The organism is Sandaracinaceae bacterium (genome assembly GCA_020633055.1).
Lineage (GTDB): Bacteria > Myxococcota_A > Polyangia > Polyangiales > Houyiibacteriaceae > JADJJE01.
In genome coordinates, this window is sequence record JACKEJ010000006.1 from 172,781 (window position 1) to 189,221 (window position 16,441).

General features: G+C 70.9%; 18 protein-coding genes. 9 read left to right on the forward strand and 9 right to left on the reverse strand.

The window, feature by feature from the left end; genetic code table 11:
• Positions 1-278: 278 nt before the first annotated feature.
• The gene (locus H6726_10105; GenBank protein ID MCB9657989.1) at positions 279-1,580 is read right to left on the reverse strand and encodes a hypothetical protein; all 1,302 of its coding nucleotides are present in this window, start codon (positions 1,578-1,580) and stop codon (positions 279-281) included.
• 100 nt (positions 1,581-1,680) lie between these two features.
• On the opposite strand from H6726_10105, the gene H6726_10110 reads away from it, so the two are divergent.
• Positions 1,681-2,298, forward strand: coding sequence for a DUF938 domain-containing protein (locus tag H6726_10110; protein ID MCB9657990.1), 618 nt, complete (start codon positions 1,681-1,683; stop codon positions 2,296-2,298).
• 99 nt (positions 2,299-2,397) lie between these two features.
• A complete protein-coding gene (locus H6726_10115) occupies positions 2,398-3,174 on the forward strand; it encodes a glycosyltransferase (GenBank protein MCB9657991.1) in 777 nt (258 codons plus the stop codon).
• 83 nt (positions 3,175-3,257) lie between these two features.
• Here the strand turns inward: H6726_10115 and H6726_10120 are convergent, their stop codons facing one another.
• From H6726_10120 to H6726_10130, 3 genes are read right to left on the reverse strand one after another with little or no spacing between them, the layout of a single operon-like run.
• Positions 3,258-3,896: a hypothetical protein gene (locus H6726_10120; protein ID MCB9657992.1), complete on the reverse strand. Its 639-nt coding sequence runs from the start codon at positions 3,894-3,896 to the stop codon at positions 3,258-3,260.
• A 9-nt stretch (positions 3,897-3,905) separates the two neighbouring features.
• The gene (locus H6726_10125; GenBank protein MCB9657993.1) at positions 3,906-4,682 is read right to left on the reverse strand and encodes a glucose 1-dehydrogenase; all 777 of its coding nucleotides are present in this window, start codon (positions 4,680-4,682) and stop codon (positions 3,906-3,908) included.
• A 37-nt stretch (positions 4,683-4,719) separates the two neighbouring features.
• Complete coding sequence (locus tag H6726_10130) at positions 4,720-5,001, reverse strand: hypothetical protein (GenBank protein MCB9657994.1); 282 nt, start codon at positions 4,999-5,001, stop codon at positions 4,720-4,722.
• A gap of 131 nt (positions 5,002-5,132) precedes the next feature.
• On the opposite strand from H6726_10130, the gene H6726_10135 reads away from it, so the two are divergent.
• From H6726_10135 to H6726_10160, 6 genes are all read left to right on the forward strand, one after another.
• Positions 5,133-5,681 carry a hypothetical protein gene (locus H6726_10135; protein ID MCB9657995.1) on the forward strand — a complete coding sequence of 183 codons (549 nt, stop codon included), beginning with the start codon at positions 5,133-5,135 and terminating at the stop codon, positions 5,679-5,681.
• Positions 5,682-5,738: 57 nt separating this feature from the next.
• A complete protein-coding gene (locus H6726_10140) occupies positions 5,739-6,485 on the forward strand; it encodes an adenosylcobinamide-GDP ribazoletransferase (protein MCB9657996.1) in 747 nt (248 codons plus the stop codon).
• Complete coding sequence (locus tag H6726_10145; GenBank protein MCB9657997.1) at positions 6,476-7,033, forward strand: histidine phosphatase family protein; 558 nt, start codon at positions 6,476-6,478, stop codon at positions 7,031-7,033. Before H6726_10140 ends, H6726_10145 begins: the two co-directional genes overlap by 10 nt.
• A gap of 56 nt (positions 7,034-7,089) precedes the next feature.
• On the forward strand, positions 7,090-9,108 hold the full coding sequence (gene sctV / locus H6726_10150; protein ID MCB9657998.1) for a type III secretion system export apparatus subunit SctV: 2,019 nt from the start codon (positions 7,090-7,092) through the stop codon (positions 9,106-9,108).
• A 220-nt stretch (positions 9,109-9,328) separates the two neighbouring features.
• The gene (locus H6726_10155; protein MCB9657999.1) at positions 9,329-10,276 is read left to right on the forward strand and encodes a hypothetical protein; all 948 of its coding nucleotides are present in this window, start codon (positions 9,329-9,331) and stop codon (positions 10,274-10,276) included.
• A 144-nt stretch (positions 10,277-10,420) separates the two neighbouring features.
• Entirely contained in the window at positions 10,421-11,647 is a 1,227-nt protein-coding gene (locus H6726_10160) for a hypothetical protein (protein MCB9658000.1), read from the forward strand.
• A gap of 33 nt (positions 11,648-11,680) precedes the next feature.
• Here H6726_10160 and H6726_10165 read toward each other — a convergent pair whose 3' ends face one another.
• The 5 genes from H6726_10165 to H6726_10185 are packed head-to-tail and all read right to left on the reverse strand — an operon-like array spanning position 11,681 to position 15,168.
• Positions 11,681-12,166: a low molecular weight phosphotyrosine protein phosphatase gene (locus H6726_10165; protein MCB9658001.1), complete on the reverse strand. Its 486-nt coding sequence runs from the start codon at positions 12,164-12,166 to the stop codon at positions 11,681-11,683.
• A 42-nt stretch (positions 12,167-12,208) separates the two neighbouring features.
• Positions 12,209-13,687 (reverse strand): L,D-transpeptidase, encoded by a 1,479-nt coding sequence (locus H6726_10170; GenBank protein MCB9658002.1) that lies wholly within the window; start codon positions 13,685-13,687, stop codon positions 12,209-12,211.
• On the reverse strand, positions 13,684-14,235 hold the full coding sequence (locus H6726_10175) for a hypothetical protein (protein MCB9658003.1): 552 nt from the start codon (positions 14,233-14,235) through the stop codon (positions 13,684-13,686). The genes H6726_10170 and H6726_10175 overlap by 4 nt, the downstream gene beginning before the upstream one ends.
• A 10-nt stretch (positions 14,236-14,245) precedes the next feature.
• Positions 14,246-14,644 (reverse strand): sirohydrochlorin cobaltochelatase, encoded by a 399-nt coding sequence (locus H6726_10180; GenBank protein ID MCB9658004.1) that lies wholly within the window; start codon positions 14,642-14,644, stop codon positions 14,246-14,248.
• 2 nt (positions 14,645-14,646) lie between these two features.
• On the reverse strand, positions 14,647-15,168 hold the full coding sequence (locus H6726_10185; protein MCB9658005.1) for a hypothetical protein: 522 nt from the start codon (positions 15,166-15,168) through the stop codon (positions 14,647-14,649).
• Between the two features lie 189 nt (positions 15,169-15,357).
• Between H6726_10185 and H6726_10190 the strand changes: the two genes are divergently transcribed.
• Complete coding sequence (locus H6726_10190) at positions 15,358-16,323, forward strand: NADPH:quinone oxidoreductase family protein (protein MCB9658006.1); 966 nt, start codon at positions 15,358-15,360, stop codon at positions 16,321-16,323.
• Positions 16,324-16,441 lie beyond the last annotated feature (118 nt).

Genomic DNA, 16,441 nt, shown 5'->3' on the forward strand with positions numbered 1-16,441 from the left:
GGGGAGGTGGTGGCGGCGGCGGCGCCGCGCGCGGAGGTGGAGGCGGAGGCGCGCTCGCCGCGGGGGGCGGCGCCGTGTCGGGCGGCGCGGGATCGGATTTGGGCGCGGGCGGTGGCGGTGGAGCGTCGGTCATCGATGGAAAAAGCGGTAGCCGCGAAGGCCCCCCGCCGCGGGTGCGAGTGCGCGCCACAGCGTGGCGTTTGCGACGGCCACTGTATCACCTCAGCGCGTCGCGGGGGCCGATTCGTGCGGCACGTGGGCGCCAGCGCGAAGGGTGGCTATGGCTGCGCGCGGCCGACCGGGGTCCGCGTGCTCGGGGCTTCGGGCTCGACTCCCAGCAGGTCGCCCTCGGCTTCCCCCTGGCAGGTGATCCCGCCCTCGCTCCGGATGAAGCACGTGTGCCTGTAGCCGACGGCGACATCGACGCTCGTGTCGCCGTCCCGGACGTGCCGCGGGGTGCTCACCACGGCGCCGCCGCGGCCGACTTGGCGCCGCCGGTTCGCGCCGACGCACGAGAGACGGACGCCAGGCACCAGCGCGCACGAGTGACCATCGCCCAGGCTCAGTCGCGCTCCCTGTGGCATCCTGCGAAGCCGGTCCAGTCGCAGCTGGCTGTGCTCGTTGCGTCCCCAGCAGACGATCCGCCCGCTTCGTCGCAACGCGCAGCTGTGATCCACGCCGGACGCGAGGCCCACCGCGTCATCGAGCCGGGCGATCACTTCGGGAGTCGGCCGATGCGCGCCGCGCACCCGGACGCGAGGTCCGAGCTGCCCGTGTAGGTTGGCGCCCCAACAGGACACCCGGCCGCTGGCGCTCAGCGCGCAGGTGTGCAGGCGTCCAGCCGCCACTGCGACGGCCTCGTCGAGGGATGGGACCCGCACGGGGGCTGCCCGCGCCGTCAAGGTGCCATCGCCGAGTTGGCCGTGGTCGTTCCGGCCCCAGCACCACACCCCCCCGTCGTCGACGACCGCGCAGGTGTGCCCATCGCCTCCGGCGACGGACCGCGCAGGCTGCGTCAGCGGCACGGTCGTCGGCGCGGGGCGGTCGTCACGTCCACCATCACCCAGCTGGCCGTAGCCACCATGCCCCCAGCAGCGCAGCGCTCCCCCTTCGACGATGGCGCACGTGTGGTGCGTCCCTGCGCCCAGCACTACCACGCGGCTGAGCCCGCGCACCTCCTCGCGCGAGGCGCGCGAGCGTCCGCGGCCGTTCGCGGACGTCGGGTCGCCGAGCTGGTGGAACTCGTTCCCTCCCCAGCAGCGTACGCGCCCTCCCACGAGTGCGCAGGTGTGCTGGGCCCCCGCGACGATCGCCGTCGGACCTGCGAAAGGTGCCTCGTGCGCCGTCGCCTCGCGCGCGGCGGCGGACGGGTCACGCTCGTCCGCCGAGTCATCCACGTCGGGGTCGTGGCCCGCTTCGCCACGGTCGGTGAGTGGGGCGCCGGTGTGGTCGTGGCTCTCGGCGCCCTCGGCCCGAGGATTGTTGGCAGCCGACACGTCACGCGGCGTAGCGCTCGTGTCCCCGCAGCCGAGCAGCGCCAGCGTGACCGTCAGCAGCATCGTGACGTGGTGGGCGGACACCGTGAGCACTGCGGCTTCGACGGGCCCGACGTGGCCGCGGACCCGCAGCGAGCACTTTTCGGGGGAGTGAGGCGCGCGCGCTCGGTACCTTGTCGACACCATGGAAGTATCCGACTCGAAGCGCTCCGCGCCAGCCACCGTCCGCAACCGTGAGCCCATCTTCGAGGTGTTGTCGCGCCGCCTGCCCGCCGGGGGCGGGGTGCTCCTCGAGGTGGCGAGCGGGACAGGCGAGCACGCGGTCCACCTGGCGCCCCGCCTCGCGGGCTGGACGTGGCAGCCCACCGACGTCGGAGACGACGCGCTCGCGAGCATCGCCGCATGGCGCGAGGCGCTCGGCGTCCACGCTTGCGTCAGCGCGCCCCTGCGCCTGGACGCGAGCGCCTGGCCATGGCCCGTTTCTCGGGCTGACGCGCTGCTCTGCACCAACATGATCCACATCAGCCCTTGGACCGCCACCCTGGGGCTCATGCGCGGCGCGGGGGCCGTGCTGCCAGTCGGCGGACGCCTCTTCACCTATGGGCCGTACCGCGTAGACGGGGAGCACACGGCGCCCAGCAACCGCGCTTTCGACGAGAGCCTCCGTGCCCGCGACGCCGCGTGGGGCGTCCGGGACGTCGCCGAGGTCGCGGCGGCCGCCGATTCCGAAGGGCTCGCCTTGCGTGAGCAGGTGGCGATGCCGGCCAACAACTTCACGCTCGTGTTCGAACGGACGCGCTGAGCCTCCTCGAGCGCCGTCGAAGCACCGTGCGCCGAGCTCGCCTCCGGCCTCTGCGTGGACGTTGCGCCGCGCGGCGGTGGCTGGCACCGTTGCGCCCTCATGGCGCGCGTGTGCTTGGTGGTCCCCTGCTTCAACGAGAGCGCGCGCTTGCGCGGGGACGACTTCCTGCGCGCGTCGCTCCCCGGACACGAGCTCCACTTCCGTTTCGTCGACGACGGAAGCACCGACGGCACAGCGACGTCGCTGGCGCGGCTCGCGACGATCGAACCCGATCGCGTGCGGTGCACCTTGCTGCCCAGGAACGTCGGCAAGGGAGAAGCCGTGCGCGCGGGGATGGGTGCATCGCTCGATGACGGGCACGACTACCTCGGGTTCTGGGACGCCGACCTGGCGACGCCCCTCGAGGAGCTAGCGGTGTTCGTGGAGACGCTCGAGCGGCGCCCTCAGGTCGACTTGGTGCTGGGCGCGCGCGTGGCGCTCCTCGGCCGACACATCGACCGTCGGCTGTACCGCCACGCCTACGGGCGCGTCTTTGCGTCGGCGGTGTCGCAGCTCCTCGGTCTCGCGGTCTACGACACGCAGTGTGGCGCCAAGCTGTTCCGGGTGGACGGGCGCCTCCGCGCCGTGCTGAACGCGCCCTTTCTCTCACGCTGGATCTTCGACGTGGAGATCCTGGCGCGCTACATCGCGCAGTACGAAGCGGAGCGAGTAGACCCCGCCGACCGCATCGTCGAGGTCCCGCTGCGCGTCTGGACGGACGTGGCGGGGTCCAAAGTGGGCATTGGGGACGCCGCGCGCGCCTTCGTCGAGCTGGCGCGCATCGGACGCCGCTATGACCACGCGCTCTCTGCGCGTCGTGTCCGGCGTGAGCGCTGACCGCGCGGCCGACGAACCCTCCTCACGGGACGCCCGGGTCGCCGACCAACGCGCAGCCGGCGTCGAGCTGCGGCCCTCCCGAGTCAGAGCTTGACGGCGGGCATGCCACCCGTGTTCTTGGTGATCTCCGCCCACGTCGGGGTCAAGGCAGCGGGCGTCACGGTCACCATGTGCAGGCGCAGCACGACGCGCGTCACCGTGCTGGTCTGCGCGAAGCCTCCGAAGCCGCCACCCACCCGCTGCTTCCCCTCCTCGAAGACGGCCTCCGTGCCCGGTCGCGGATAGGGGTAGCTCAGCTGGATGGTCTCGCCGTTGCGGGTCTGCCCGCCGACCAGCCGACGCCCGATGAAGGGGTGTGCGGCTTGCGTCTGCTGCGTGGCCCGGTCGCGGACCCCCACGCATTGCATGGTCGGATCCATCACGTAGATGGTGTTCTGGGTCCACACCTCGAGTGTCTGGAACGGCCTGTCCGTGTTGGGGGCCGGTCCATGTTGATGGATGACTTCAATCTCCACCACGGGTGTGTTCGCGTGCAGGTCCGCCATGCTGGGACCCACTTGCACAGGCGGTCGTGCGACCTGGGCCGCGCTGGGGGTGTCCCCGGGACTCGCCGCAGGCTGCGCTGCGGGAGGCGGCATCAACTCGCCGGTCGTCGCGGCCGTGTCGATCTCGGGGGTCGCGAAGCCGCGGCGCGTGGCGTTCCTCTGCTTCTGGTCGTTCATGGAGTTCGCTCAGGATAGCGTCATTCCACCGTCGATGACCATCACCTGCCCGGTCATGTAGCTGGCCTCGTCCGACGCCAGGTAGACCACCGCGCTGGCGATCTCGTCGGGCTGCCCGACCCGCCCCACCGCCGTGCGAGACACGATGTGGTTGCGGATCTGGTCGTTGCTGGTGAGCGTCGACGCAAAGCGTGTCTCGATCAGGCCGGGCGCGATCGCGTTCACTCGCACGCCAGCCGGCCCGAGCTCGAGGGCGAGCGTTTGGGTCATGGAGACCACCGCGGCCTTGGTCATGCCGTACACGCCCTGCATTGGCGCCCCTCGGATCCCAGCCACGCTGGTGATGTTCACGACCGAGCCCGGGGCCTTGCGCGCCGCGAGGTGCGCCACCACTTCGCGTGTCATGCCGAAGTAGCCCTCGAGGTTGATCTCGAAGGTCTTGCGGAACGCGCCCCAGTCGCACGTCATCATCGGCCCGAAGTGGGGGTTGGTGGCCGCGTTGTTCACCAGCACGTCTACCTGCCCGAAGCGCTCCAGTGTGCGCTCGACCAGCGCCCTCCGGCCGTCGTCCTGCCCCATGTGTGCGGCGACGGCGAGCGCTTCACCGCCGGACGCGCGGATGTCCTCCGCGACGGCCTCGAGCGCCTCGGCCTTGCGCGCCGCGAGGACCACCTTGGCGCCGGCGCGGGCGAGCTGCCGCGCGATGGCCTCGCCGATGCCACGGCTGGCCCCCGTGACGATGGCCACCTTCCCAGACAGCCGCCCTGATTCGTCGCTCGTGCTCATGAGCGCCTTGATACCACCGCTCGCGCGCGCGCGGGGCTCAATCCTGGCTCGTCAGCTTCGCGACGTGCTCCCGCAGCCGGTGCGCGACCTCTTCCGGGAGGGCGCGCAAGGGGCCGTCCGCAAGGAACGCCGCGTAGCCCTGGAGCGCGACGTCCTGCGCCCCCCCTTGGTCCAGCTCGGGGTGATGGGACCAGCGGTACCAACGCAGCCCCTCGTCCGTGCTCTCGACAGCCTCGTAGCGGCTGTGGTCTTCGCCGTCGTTCCAGCGGAACGTGCGGTGCTCGAAGCGCATGAAGCGGGCAAGGGCGTCGCGATCCATGGTCGGACTCTAGCAGTCCCCCCGTGCTCCGCGAGGGGACGTCCCTCGAAGGAAGCGCGTGTCCCGGCGCCCCCTGGGCGCGCTTCTGCATCACCCGAGTCCTTCCCGTTCTGGTACCCTCGGGGCAAACCATGTCGACCCACAAGCGCCGCGGCACCACCACCCAGCGAGGGTTCTCGGACACCGAGCCCGACGTGCGCACTACCCAGCCCATGCGCACGGCACCCGCCATCGGTCGCGGCGAGGCCGAAGGCGTCGAGGCGCATGGCGTCGAGCTCGAGCTGGTCCAAGAGAGCGGGCCTCCACAGCTGCTCCAGGGCCACTGGCGCGCAGTCGAGGTCTGGACCGCCAACACGATCTATGCGTTCGACGCGGGGCTCGTCTGCCGGACCGTGCTCGACCGCGGCACCTACCAGTCCAACGACCACCACGAGATGCGCGGGGCCACCCTGCTCGGCGGTCAGGAGCGTGGCCCCGGTGGTCGAATCCTGACGGTGTCCCACCCGCTCCCGCGCGTCGGTGCTCACGCGGTGCTCTCCAAGCAGGTAGGCAACCGCGCGAGCATCTCCGAGACGTCGCCGGTCGTGCGCGTCATCTACCGCATGCGCGTCGTCGCCGTGTCGCGGCCGGACGCCAAGGTCGATTGGTCCGATGTCAGCGGACGCTGGCCCGAAAGCTGAGGCACGGTGCAGAGCGAGTCCCAGGAGGCGACCGCCTCTTCGTGGTCGGGGCGCAGCGTGCGTGCCGCCTTCGTGTTCCTCACGCGCATCCCGGTGGGCGGCGGGGTCTACACGGACGCCGAGTGGCGGCGCGCTGTGGGGCACTTCCCGCTGGTCGGCATCGTGCTCGGTGTGGCGCTCGCCAGCCTGGCGTGGGTCCTCGTCCCACACCTGGGCGCGACGGTCTCCGCGGTCAGCGCGCTGGCGGCTTCGCTCCTCCTCACAGGGGCGTTCCACGAAGACGGCCTGGCCGACACGGCGGACGCGCTCGGCGGCGCGTTCGAGCGCGAGAAGCTCTTCGCGATCCTCAAGGACTCGCGCATCGGCGCGTACGGCGCCGCCTCGCTGGCGCTGACGCTCGCCTTGCGCGGCGCGTTGCTGGCGCGGCTGGACGCTGCGATGCCGCTCGGGCTGCTGCTGTCGCAAGGTGTGGCGCGCCTGCCTGCGGTCGCGCTCATGCGCGCGCTCCCATATGTGAGCAGCGCGTCGCCAGTGGCGGAGCCCAAGTCGCGACTCGTCGCGCGGGCCGGCGCGGCCGAGCTGCGCATCGCGAGCTTCTGGGTCGCGCTGCTGTTGCTCGCTTGTGTGCTGGCCGATGCCCTGTCCCCGGCGCGCCTGCTGTGCATGGCCGGGGCGCTCACCGTGGTCACCGCCGCGCTCGGGCGTCGCTTCCGTGCCCGCGCCGGGGGTATCACGGGCGACTTCCTGGGAGCGACCGAGCAGGTCGCAGAGTGCGTCGTGCTGTTCGTGCTGGCGTGGCGGTAGTGCGTCCGTCCCTCACGCTCACCGCGATCCGACACGCGCCCACGAACGCGCAGGGTCTGTGCGTGGGTCAGCACGACGTCGCCACCTTCATGGCGCCCATCGAGGCCGCTGCCGCCATGCGCGCCCGGCTGACGCAGATACCCGACGTGGTGCACAGCTCGCCAGTGTCGCGGTGCGCGGAGCCCGCTGCCCTCCTCGCCGCGGCGTGGGGGTGTCCTCACCGCGTGGACCTGCGCCTGCACGAAGTCCACTGCGGTGCCTTTCAGGGACGACCGTGGGACCGCATCGAGCGCGAGCAGCCTGCGGCCTTTGCGCGCTACATGGAGCGCTGGCGGGAGGAGGCCCCACCGGGAGGGGAGTGTCCCCGTGACCTCGAGCACAGGGTGTCGCGCTGGCTCGACGCCCTCGAGCCCGGTGCGCACCTGTTGGTGGCTCACGCAGGGGTCGTGCGTGCGTTGCGCGTCTTGGTGGATGGGCAGAGCTGGGACGAAGCCTTGGGAGCGCCCGTGCCCCACCTCGAGCCGCTGCTGCTTGCCCAGCGTCCATAGCGCGCTACCTCTCGTGTATGTTGAAGCGCACATCTGCCGACATACTGCTCGCCTGTGTGGTCTTGTCGGTTGTCGGCATGATGATCATTCCGCTTCCCACGCCGCTGTTGGATGTGTTGGTGGCGGCCAACATCGCGGTGGCCGTGCTGCTCATGCTGGTGGCCATGTACATTCGCTCCGGCCTCGAGCTGAGCGCGTTTCCCACGATCTTGCTGGTCACCACCCTCTACCGTCTCGCGCTCAATGTCTCGTCCACCCGCTTGATCTTGCTCCAAGCCGACGCGGGCGAGGTCATCGCAGCGTTCGGGGACTTCGTGGTCCGCGGCAACTACGTGGTGGGCGGCGTGGTCTTCCTCATCCTCACGCTGATCCAGTTTCTCGTCATCGCGAAGGGCAGCGAGCGTGTGGCGGAGGTCGGCGCGCGCTTCGCCCTCGACGCGATGCCTGGAAAGCAGATGAGCATAGACGCCGAGCTCCGTAGCGGCGCGCTCAGCCAGGACGCGGCTCGGCAGAAGCGCCACCAGATCCAGCGCGAGAGCCAGTTCTACGGCGCGATGGACGGGGCGATGAAGTTCGTCAAGGGTGACGCCATCGCGGGCATCGTCATCACCGTCGTCAACGTCCTCGGGGGCCTCTTGATCGGCGTGCTGCAGAGGGATCTGAGCGTGGCCGACGCGCTGCGCACCTACAGCCTGCTCACCATCGGCGACGGACTCGTATCCCAGGTCCCCGCCTTGCTCATCTCGACGGCGGCGGGCTTGGTCGTGACACGCGTCGCGAGTGAGGACGCGGACGCCTCGCTGGGCGCCGACGTCGCGGCGCAGGTCTTCGGGCATCCACGGCCGTTGCTCATCGGCGCGGGGTTCCTCGCCTTGTTGGGCATCGTCCCAGGGCTCCCCACGGTTCCGTTCTTCGTGCTCGCCGGGACGTTCTTCGCGGCGGGGCACACCCTGCGCACGCAGCAGCGCGTCCCGGTGTCGGCGGAGGCCATCCACATCGAGCGGGAGAGCGCGCGAGAGACCCGCGCCCGCGCCGCCATGGTGCCCATCGTCGTTCCGATCGCCATCGAGCTAGGCACGGAGCTATCGCAGCTGATGACTGACGGCGCTGGTGGCGGGCAGCTGCTGGAGGAGCACGTACCAGCCGTCCGTGATGCGCTCTTCCTCGACCTCGGGCTTGCCGTGCCTGGTGTGCGCGTGCGGGAGTCCAACGCGCTCGAGCCGCAGGGCTTCGTCATCGCCGTCCAGGAAGTGCCCGTGGCTCGCGGCGAGGTGCCGAGCGGACACGCGCTCGCGTTGGACTCGCCCGAAGCGCTGGCCTCCGTGGGTTTGATGAGCCTCCCCGCGACCGACCCGCTCGGCGCGCCTGCGTGCTGGATCGACGCGTCTCAGGCAGGCATCGCGGAGGAGGCGGGCGTGACCGTGTTGCCTGCGGCGGCGTTCGTGGCGCGCGCCCTGAACGTGAGCGTGGCGCGACGCGCGACCGAGCTGCTCGGTCTGCAGGAGGTGCAGTCCATGCTCGAGCAGCTCGAGCGCGCCTATCCGGCGGTGGTGCGCAACGTCACCCCCAAGCCAGTCAGCCTCCCCCTGCTCACGGAGGTGCTGCGGCGCTTGGTGGAGGAGCGTGTGTCCATCCGCCCATTGCGGGAGATCCTCGAGGCGCTCTCCGTTCACGCGCCCACGGAGCGAGATCCGGTGCAGCTCACAGAGCTGGTTCGCGCGTCGTTGCGTCGCCAGCTGACGCACCGTCACGCACCAGGCGGCACGCTCGCGGTCTACACCGTGGACGGCATGGTCGAGGACTCGGTGAGGGACGCCATCCAGCGGACGGCGGGGGGGACCTACCTCGCGCTCCCTCCGGATCAGGCCCGCGACATCATCGAGTCCGCGAGGCGCACCCTTGGCCCCCTCGAGCCTACGCGTCAGGTGGTGCTCACACAGCGCGACGTGAGGCGCTTCCTGCGCCGGCTGCTCGAAGTGGAGCTGCCCGACGTGACGGTGCTGTCGTATCAGGAGCTCGCCCCCGAGGTGAACGTCCAGCCCCTCGGTCAGCTGGGCGTGGTGGGCCTTGGTTGACGTGAATGCACCGAGGAGCGTGTGAACGACGCTTCACGGGTCGCCGTGCGCGCCGAAGCCCGGATACGTCGAGAGACGCGCGATCCACGGCACAATCGGCCCATTCGAAGGAACTCGCCCCGACGGTGAATGGCTGGCACTCTCCTTGCGTACAATCGTGGCCATGCGCACCCGCGCCCCGCAACGATTGCTCCGGCACACCACCAAGGGTTCTTCCGAAATGACTCGGATCACGAAGTTCTCCATCCTCCTCACCACCGTACTGGGTCTCTGCAGCGTGGCCGAGCAGGCCTCCGCGCAGTGCGCCCCTGACGCCACGTTCTGCGCCGACGCCCAGGGTCCGCGAGGTCGTGCCACCGTCCAGGTGCGCACAGGTCGCCGCGCGGTCGTGGTGCAGCCCGCGCCGCCCCCACCCACGGTGGTGGTGCAGCCAGTGGCCCCCCCGCCGCAGCACGTGGTGGTGGTGCAGCCCGCGCCGCCGCCGCCGCCACAGCGCGTGGTGGTGGTGCAGCCCGCGCCGCCGCCGCCGCAGCGCGTGGTGGTGGTGCAGCCCGCGCCACCCCCTCCGCAGCAGCAGGTCGTGGTCATGCAGCCTCAGCCGCAGCAGCAGGTGGTGGTGCAGCCGACACGACGCTGGACCATGGACGACGCCAACCGGCGCATCGTGGGCTTCCACGCAGAGCTCGGCGGCATCGTCGGACCCGACGTGCAGATGGGCGGCTTCGCGGCCGGTCTGCGCATCCGCCCCGTCCGCTTCATGGCCATCGACGTCACGGCGGGCGTGTTCGGTGGTACGGACTACGTCGGCAATGACCGCGTCGAGATCCCCGTCCGCGCGGATGTGCGCTTCTTCGTCAATCCGCGGCACCGCTTCCAGTTCTACACGCTGGTCGGCGCGGGAGTGTCGGTGGCGCGTGCACAGAACAACGTCGGCGCGACGCGTGACTTCGTCCACCTCGGCGGCGAGGCCGGAGCGGGCTTCGAGTTCCGCCTCAACCCCGCCATCGCGCTCAACCTCGACGTGCGAGGGTTCCTCCGCCAGCGCGTCGACTCCGATCCGCGCCCAGAGTTCGTCGAGGTGGACAACACCGGCTTCGTGACGCGCACCACCAACACCAGCGGCGGCGCCACCATCAACCTCGGCGGCACAGTCTACTTCGGCCGCTGAGTCGCCGCTCGACGAGCCCTCCGCACGCAGCCCCTCGGAGCATCCTCCGGGGGGCTTCGTCGCGTCGTCCGGCCACGACGGAATGCGCGGCCAGGGCGCGCTTCGTTCGCTGTCCGCGCTACCGATTGTGTCATCCTCTCGGCCATGTCCCGGGACCGCTCCGCCGACATCCACATGAAAGACGGCATCCTGCGGCGCGGCCGCAAGGTGGGGCATGCCGACGCCAAGGGGCGCATCCGCGAGCGCGACACACGCTTCAAGAAGGGGCGCGAGCTGGGCTACGTGGACGACAAGCAGCGCGTGCGGCGGCGCCGCGGGCGCCTGGGGCAGCGCGGTGAGGTGGTCGCGCGCATCCGGGGCAACGCCGTCTACGCGCGCGACACCGTGCTGTCTGCGGGTCACAAGCTCGGCTACGTCGACGAGCGGGGCAACGTCTGGCAGGTGGACTGTCAGGCGTTCCGGGGGCGCATCATCGGCCGCGCGCGAGGGGCCGATCCCGAGTCGGCGTTGGCCTACTTCGTATTGAAGTTCGAGGACGTCGCCACCCACGTGGAGGTGCTGGAGGAGAAGATCCGCGCCTCCGAGGACCAGTTCGCGTTCCTGCCGAGGGTGCGTGCCACACGCCAGCTGTTGCCGGAAGTGGACGCCCTGGGTGATTTCGACGCGTTGTTCGAGAAGCTGGACGACCTCGAGGAGCTCTGCGTGGTTGGGCTGGGGGACCACTTCACGGCGGAGGGGGGGCTGGGCAGGCTGCTGACCGACGGCGTCACCATCGACGGCTTGCGCAGCGAGCTGGTGTCCTTGTTGGGCGGCGAGCGCCGCAATCAGATCGATGCGCTGCTCTATCGCGCGCGGGGAGCAGTGGATGCGATCAGCGACGGACGCATCCCCACGCTCGCCGACTTCGAGGGGCCGCCCGAGCCGGAGCCGCCCGCGCCCGAGCCCGACATGGAGCCGGAGCGCGCTCGCCTCGGTCGCTCGCTGGTGTCGTTGGACAGGCTCAGGTCGGAGCTGCTGCGCATCTCTCAGGATCCCACGGCGCCCGCCGAGGAGCTGCTGGAGCGGGCGCGTCGCACCATCGGCAGCTACCTCGAGTCGGGCGACGAGCCCCGCCGCAACAGCACGCTTCCGCCTCCACCGGGGGAGCGGAGCGAGCGGCCAGAGCGCTCGGAGCGCGGCAGCGTTCGTCCGGCGGCGCTCATCGCGGGCGTGCGGGCGCACCAGGTCCGAGAGGTGGTCGAGCAGCGCCTCGACGAGGTGCGCGCTTTCCAGCGCACCCAGGGCGACCGCGTGCTCGAGTGGAAGGACCGCATCGAGCGCATCGCGCTCGGAGACGACGACGAGGACGGCGACGGCTACGAGCGCGAGTGAGCGCGGCTCGCCAGCGCGCGTCGCGGCGGGGTGTCAGCTAGCGTCAGGTGCCCGCAGCAGGTCGTCCAGCAGCGCCGCGCAGGTGCGCTCGCACATGTCGAACACCTCTTCGAAGCCCTCGGGGCCGCCATAGTACGGGTCGGGGACCTCGTCGTCGCCGGGGGTGGCCAGGGGGTCGTACGTGCGGAAGAGCGTGACCTTCTGCCAGTCCGCGTCGTGGCGGGCCAGCTGGCGCAGGTTTCCGAGGTTGCTGCGATCCATGGCGAGCACGCGGTCGAAGCGGTCGAAGTCGTCCACCGTGAAGTGTTCGGCCTTGCCGGGCAGCGCGAACCCGCGACGCCGGGCGGTCGCTTGGGCGCGATGGTCCGGTGGGGAGCCCACGTGCCAAGCCCCGGTGCCCGCGCTGGACACGGCGATGCGTCGCGTCACGCCGCGCTCTCGGACGAGGTGCTCCATGACCCCATGGGCCGTGGGGGAACGGCAGATGTTGCCGAGGCAGACGAAGCAGACGTGGATCATCCCCCGCGTTGTACCGCAGGGACGTCGACAGCGTCGTGTCGTTCAGTCGGTGACCCAGACGCGGCTCGCGCGGAACACGGTCTGGTGCGTGACCACGCCGTGCCAGCCCGCGGGCACGACGGGCCACAGCAGCTGGAACACACGCTGCGCGTCGATGGGCGCGAGGTTGACGCAGCCGTGGCTCACCAGCTGCCCGAAGCGCTCGTGCCAGAACGCGGCGTGCAGGGCGATGCCCTGGTCGAAGTACTGTGTGTAGGGCACGTCTTCGATGCGGTAGCGATCGCTCTCGACGTCACCGCCCAGGTTGCTCATGGTGCTGGTGATCATCTTGCGTTGCACGCGGAAGATGCCGTGCGGGGTGGGGTGCTCGGTGTCACCCGTCGACACCAGCGTGCTGTAGATTGGCGCGTGGCCGCGATACACGGTGAGGGTCTGCTCGCCCAGGTCCACGTGCACCCACGGCTCGTCGTCCTCGATCTCGAAGGGGGGCTCGGCGACCTCGGCCACACCGATGTACCAAGCGCGGGCGTAGCGGTCGCCGTCGAGCACGTGCATCACGTTGCCGTCGAACCACTCGCGTCGCTGCCACGACGTGACGATGGTCCCCGCGGGGATGATCGCGGCGTCCGTGTCGCGGAAGAAGCGCCAGTCGCCGCTGCGGCGGTCCTCGGGCCGCACGTCGGGGATGCGCTCGCGTGGGCGGATGGCGCGCCGCGCCCAGGGGATGGGCAAGGGACGCTCGGCGTTCACTTCGACCCCGTGGAAGTCGCTCCCGTCCTTGCGATGCAGCTGAACACGCAGGATGTAGCGCCCGGTGACGGTGCGCGCGAAGCGGCGCTCTTCCCGGCGCACGATGCCGGACTTGGCCACGATCACGCCGCGCTCCAGGAAGCGCGCGACACGCGCGGGGGGACCGGGTTCGCTGCGCAGCTCGCCGCGACGCATGCGCGCCGCTTGGTCGGGGTTGCGCTCCCGCAGGGCCAGGTAGCGCTCCGCCCACGCCATCACCTCGGCGTGCTCCTCGCGCGTGGGCGGGTTGTGGTACTCGGGGACGAGGTCCTCCTTCACCTTCAAGTATTCGTACGGGAGCGGGGCCGTGCGGTCGGCGGCCACAGCGGACTCGTCTTCGCTAGGGGGCTCGTCGCCGATCTCGAGCCCCTGACCTGCGCACGCGAAGCCCGTGGGGTAGACCGCGTGCCAACCGGTGGCGCAGCGCGGCGAGGGAGTGCTCTCCGTCTTGACGCGCACCACCGCGCCCAAACGCAGCCAGCCAATCACGGTCGCGTTGGGCTCCGGGGCGGCGCGCACGGGCAGCTGGACCCCGGTGACCAGCGCATAGCCAGGGAACTCAGCGTCGATGCGCGCCTGCTCCTCGCGAGCGCGCGCTTCCTCGCGCGCCTCGGTGGCGGACTGCTCATCTACCGGGGTGGTCGACGGAGCGCTGGACGGAGCGGTCTGGTCGCGGTCGCCGCAGGCGAGCGCCAAGGTGGCGCACAGGATCGCGCTGCCGCCGAGCCTCACTCGATCGTGTCGAGGTCGAAGCTCAGCAGCATGCCCAGCGCCGGGCATTCTTCGGCGATGGCCGTGCAGTCCGCCGGCAGGAGGTCCTCGACGCCGATGTCGATCGTGTCGAGGTCTTCTGGGGTGAGGCTGCAGGTGATCTGCCCCGAGATCCGGTTCACGTTCGCGCGCAGCTGACGCATGCAGTCCTCTGCTTCGCCCACCGTGGTGTCGCACGCATCGAACGCCGCCATGTTGATGTTGTCGCAGCTCGTGACCATGGGTGGCTCGGCGTTGGAGATGCACACGTCGCGGGCCTCTCGGCAGCTGACGCTCGCCGAGTCGACCCGGATGCCCACGCTCGTGCAGAACGCCCGCTGGATGGGCCCCGTCACCAGCGCCAGCATCTCGTTGGAGACCGCCACGCACAGGTCCTGGAGGTCCTGCTCGCTCGCCTCGTCCAGCACCGTCTCCGGCGGGACGCCCGTGCCGAAGGCGCCGTCGCTACAGGCCGAGAGGGTCAGGGGCAGGAACGCAACCAGAGGTGCAACGAGGTGGAGCTTTCGCATGCCGCACAGCCTAGACCGGCTCGGTGGAGGCGTCGAGAGGGGCGCGCTCAGCCTCGTGGGCCCGAGCGATCACGAGCTGCGCCAGCAGGTCGTGCACGCCCAGCGGCGCGGCCACCCGGAAGGACACTCCGGGGTGCTCTGCGACGGCCTCCGCGACGAGGCGTGGGATGTCCTGCGTGGCGTGGCGGCCTGGGGCGAGCATGAAGGGCACCACGGTCAGGTGGCTCGCGCCGCGCTGGACGGCGTCGGCCACGGCGTCTGCGATGCTCGGCGCGGCCAGCTCCATGTGTGCGCCGATGACGACCGGATAGTCGCTCTGCTCGGCCACCAGCGCGGCCACGGCCCCGACGCTGTCGTTCGCGGCGGCCACGCGGCTGCCGTGATCCACGATGAGCAGGGCGCGGCTCACCGTCAGTGGAACTCCCGCAGGTGCGTGATGTACCACGCGTCGTCCCAGGTGATGAGCGTGCGCACCTCGAGCGTGCGCTCGACGCGCGCGCCGTTCACCTCCGTGCTGTACGTGAGCTGGTTGCGGCGCGCAGACCAGTACGGCAGACGGTTGGCCTCCTCCCGCACCACGACCCAGCTGCGACGCCGGGAGAGCTCGAGGCGCTCGAAGCGCGCGTCGGCGGGCACCTCCGCGTGCAGCGCATGCACGTCCGCCGTGAACTCGCGCATCAACCGGTCGTAGATGTGGTCGGGATTGGCGACGCCCTTGATCTGTGCGAACGCCGCGCGCGGGAGGTAGGCCGCGGCGGCCATCTCCGGGTCGCCCGCGAGGATGCCGCGCAGCAGGGTGCGGGCGCGCTCGAGATCGGCCTCTGCCAGGGGCGGCAGGGGCGGGGCCTCGCGCAGGCGCGGGCTGTTGTGGGCAGGGACGTCACCACCGGCCTGGGCGCGGCCAGGCTGCGCGGACGGTGCGAGAGTGACCACGCACGCGGCGACAGCAGCCAGAACGGCGGCGTGGGCGAGCGGTGCGTGGCGCCGCCGGGGCGCAGCGTGTGATGCGGCGCTCCTGCGGGGGTCGCAGTGTCGAGTTGGGCGGCGATGGAGCGAGTGCACGGACCACAGATCGCAGGTTCCCGAGGTCCGTGCAATCCTCCGCGCATGAAGCGAGTTCAGATGTTGGTGGAGTCCCTCGATGGCCCGAGCGCGCTCGTGCGCCGCGAAGACGACGCGCCTCAGCCGGGCCCGGGCGAGGTCCTGGTGGCGGTGCGCGCGGCGGGCTGCAATTTCTTCGACACGTTGATCACCCGAGGTCAGTACCAGGTGAAGCCTCCGCTGCCGTTCGCGCCGGGCGCCGAGCTGGCGGGTGACATCGTCGCGGTGGGGGCCGGGGTCACCGGCTTCAAGGTCGGGGATCGCGTCGCGGGGCTGGCCGAGTACGGCGCGTTCGCGAGCCACATTGTGCTCCCCACGGAGCGCGTCTTCCGCATGCCCGACGAGATGTCCTACGACGTCGCCGCGGCCATGGGCATCGTGTACCAGACCTCGTACTTCGCGCTGCGCTACAGGGCGGACCTCCAGCCTGGTGAGACGCTGCTGGTCCATGCGGCCGCGGGAGGCGTCGGGCTGGCTGCCGTGCAGATCGGGCGGGCCCTGGGGGCTACCGTCATCGGGACGGCGGGCAGCGACGACAAGCTGGCGCTCGCGCGTGAGCACGGCGCGCAGCACACGTTCACGTACCGTGACGACGCCTGGAAGGACGCGGTCTTGGAGCTCACGGGCGGGAAGGGCGCGGACGTCATCTACGACCCCGTCGGCGGCGACGCGTTCGACCTGTCCACCAAGTGCATCGCGTTCTCGGGGCGGCTGTTGGTCATCGGCTTCGCGGGGGGGCGTATCCCCACGCTGGCCATGAACCGCGTGCTGCTCAAGAACTTCAGCGTCGTCGGGCTGCACTGGGGGGCCTACTTCAAGCACGACCCGGCGCTCATCGCGCGCGCGCAGCAGGAGCTGTTCGACCTCTGGCGCGAGCAGCGCATCATGCCGTTGGTCAGCTCCACGCATCCCCTGACGGACGCGGCCCAGGCCCTCGCCGACCTCGGTGGTCGGCAGACGGTCGGGAAGGTGGTCCTGCACCCCTAGCGGCCACGGCCTTCGCGCGTCGTCTCCGCAAACCCACGCAGGCTGGGGATGCCATGCGGTGCCGCCTCGAGCGTTCGTTGGCCGTTCGGTCCACCGCGCTCGGCGACCCGCTCACGGA

Excerpts from the sequence above, each read along its gene's own strand:
- H6726_10110 (MCB9657990.1), top strand. The coding sequence starts at position 1,681 with ATGGAAGTATCCGACTCGAAGCGCTCCGCGCCAGCCACCGTCCGCAAC.
- H6726_10115 (MCB9657991.1), top strand. The coding sequence starts at position 2,398 with ATGGCGCGCGTGTGCTTGGTGGTCCCCTGCTTCAACGAGAGCGCGCGC.
- H6726_10120 (MCB9657992.1), bottom strand. The coding sequence starts at position 3,896 with ATGAACGACCAGAAGCAGAGGAACGCCACGCGCCGCGGCTTCGCGACC.
- H6726_10125 (MCB9657993.1), bottom strand. The coding sequence starts at position 4,682 with ATGAGCACGAGCGACGAATCAGGGCGGCTGTCTGGGAAGGTGGCCATC.
- H6726_10130 (MCB9657994.1), bottom strand. The coding sequence starts at position 5,001 with ATGGATCGCGACGCCCTTGCCCGCTTCATGCGCTTCGAGCACCGCACG.
- H6726_10135 (MCB9657995.1), top strand. The coding sequence starts at position 5,133 with ATGTCGACCCACAAGCGCCGCGGCACCACCACCCAGCGAGGGTTCTCG.
- H6726_10155 (MCB9657999.1), top strand. The coding sequence starts at position 9,329 with ATGACTCGGATCACGAAGTTCTCCATCCTCCTCACCACCGTACTGGGT.
- H6726_10160 (MCB9658000.1), top strand. The coding sequence starts at position 10,421 with ATGTCCCGGGACCGCTCCGCCGACATCCACATGAAAGACGGCATCCTG.
- H6726_10165 (MCB9658001.1), bottom strand. The coding sequence starts at position 12,166 with ATGATCCACGTCTGCTTCGTCTGCCTCGGCAACATCTGCCGTTCCCCC.
- H6726_10175 (MCB9658003.1), bottom strand. The coding sequence starts at position 14,235 with ATGCGAAAGCTCCACCTCGTTGCACCTCTGGTTGCGTTCCTGCCCCTG.
- H6726_10190 (MCB9658006.1), top strand. The coding sequence starts at position 15,358 with ATGTTGGTGGAGTCCCTCGATGGCCCGAGCGCGCTCGTGCGCCGCGAA.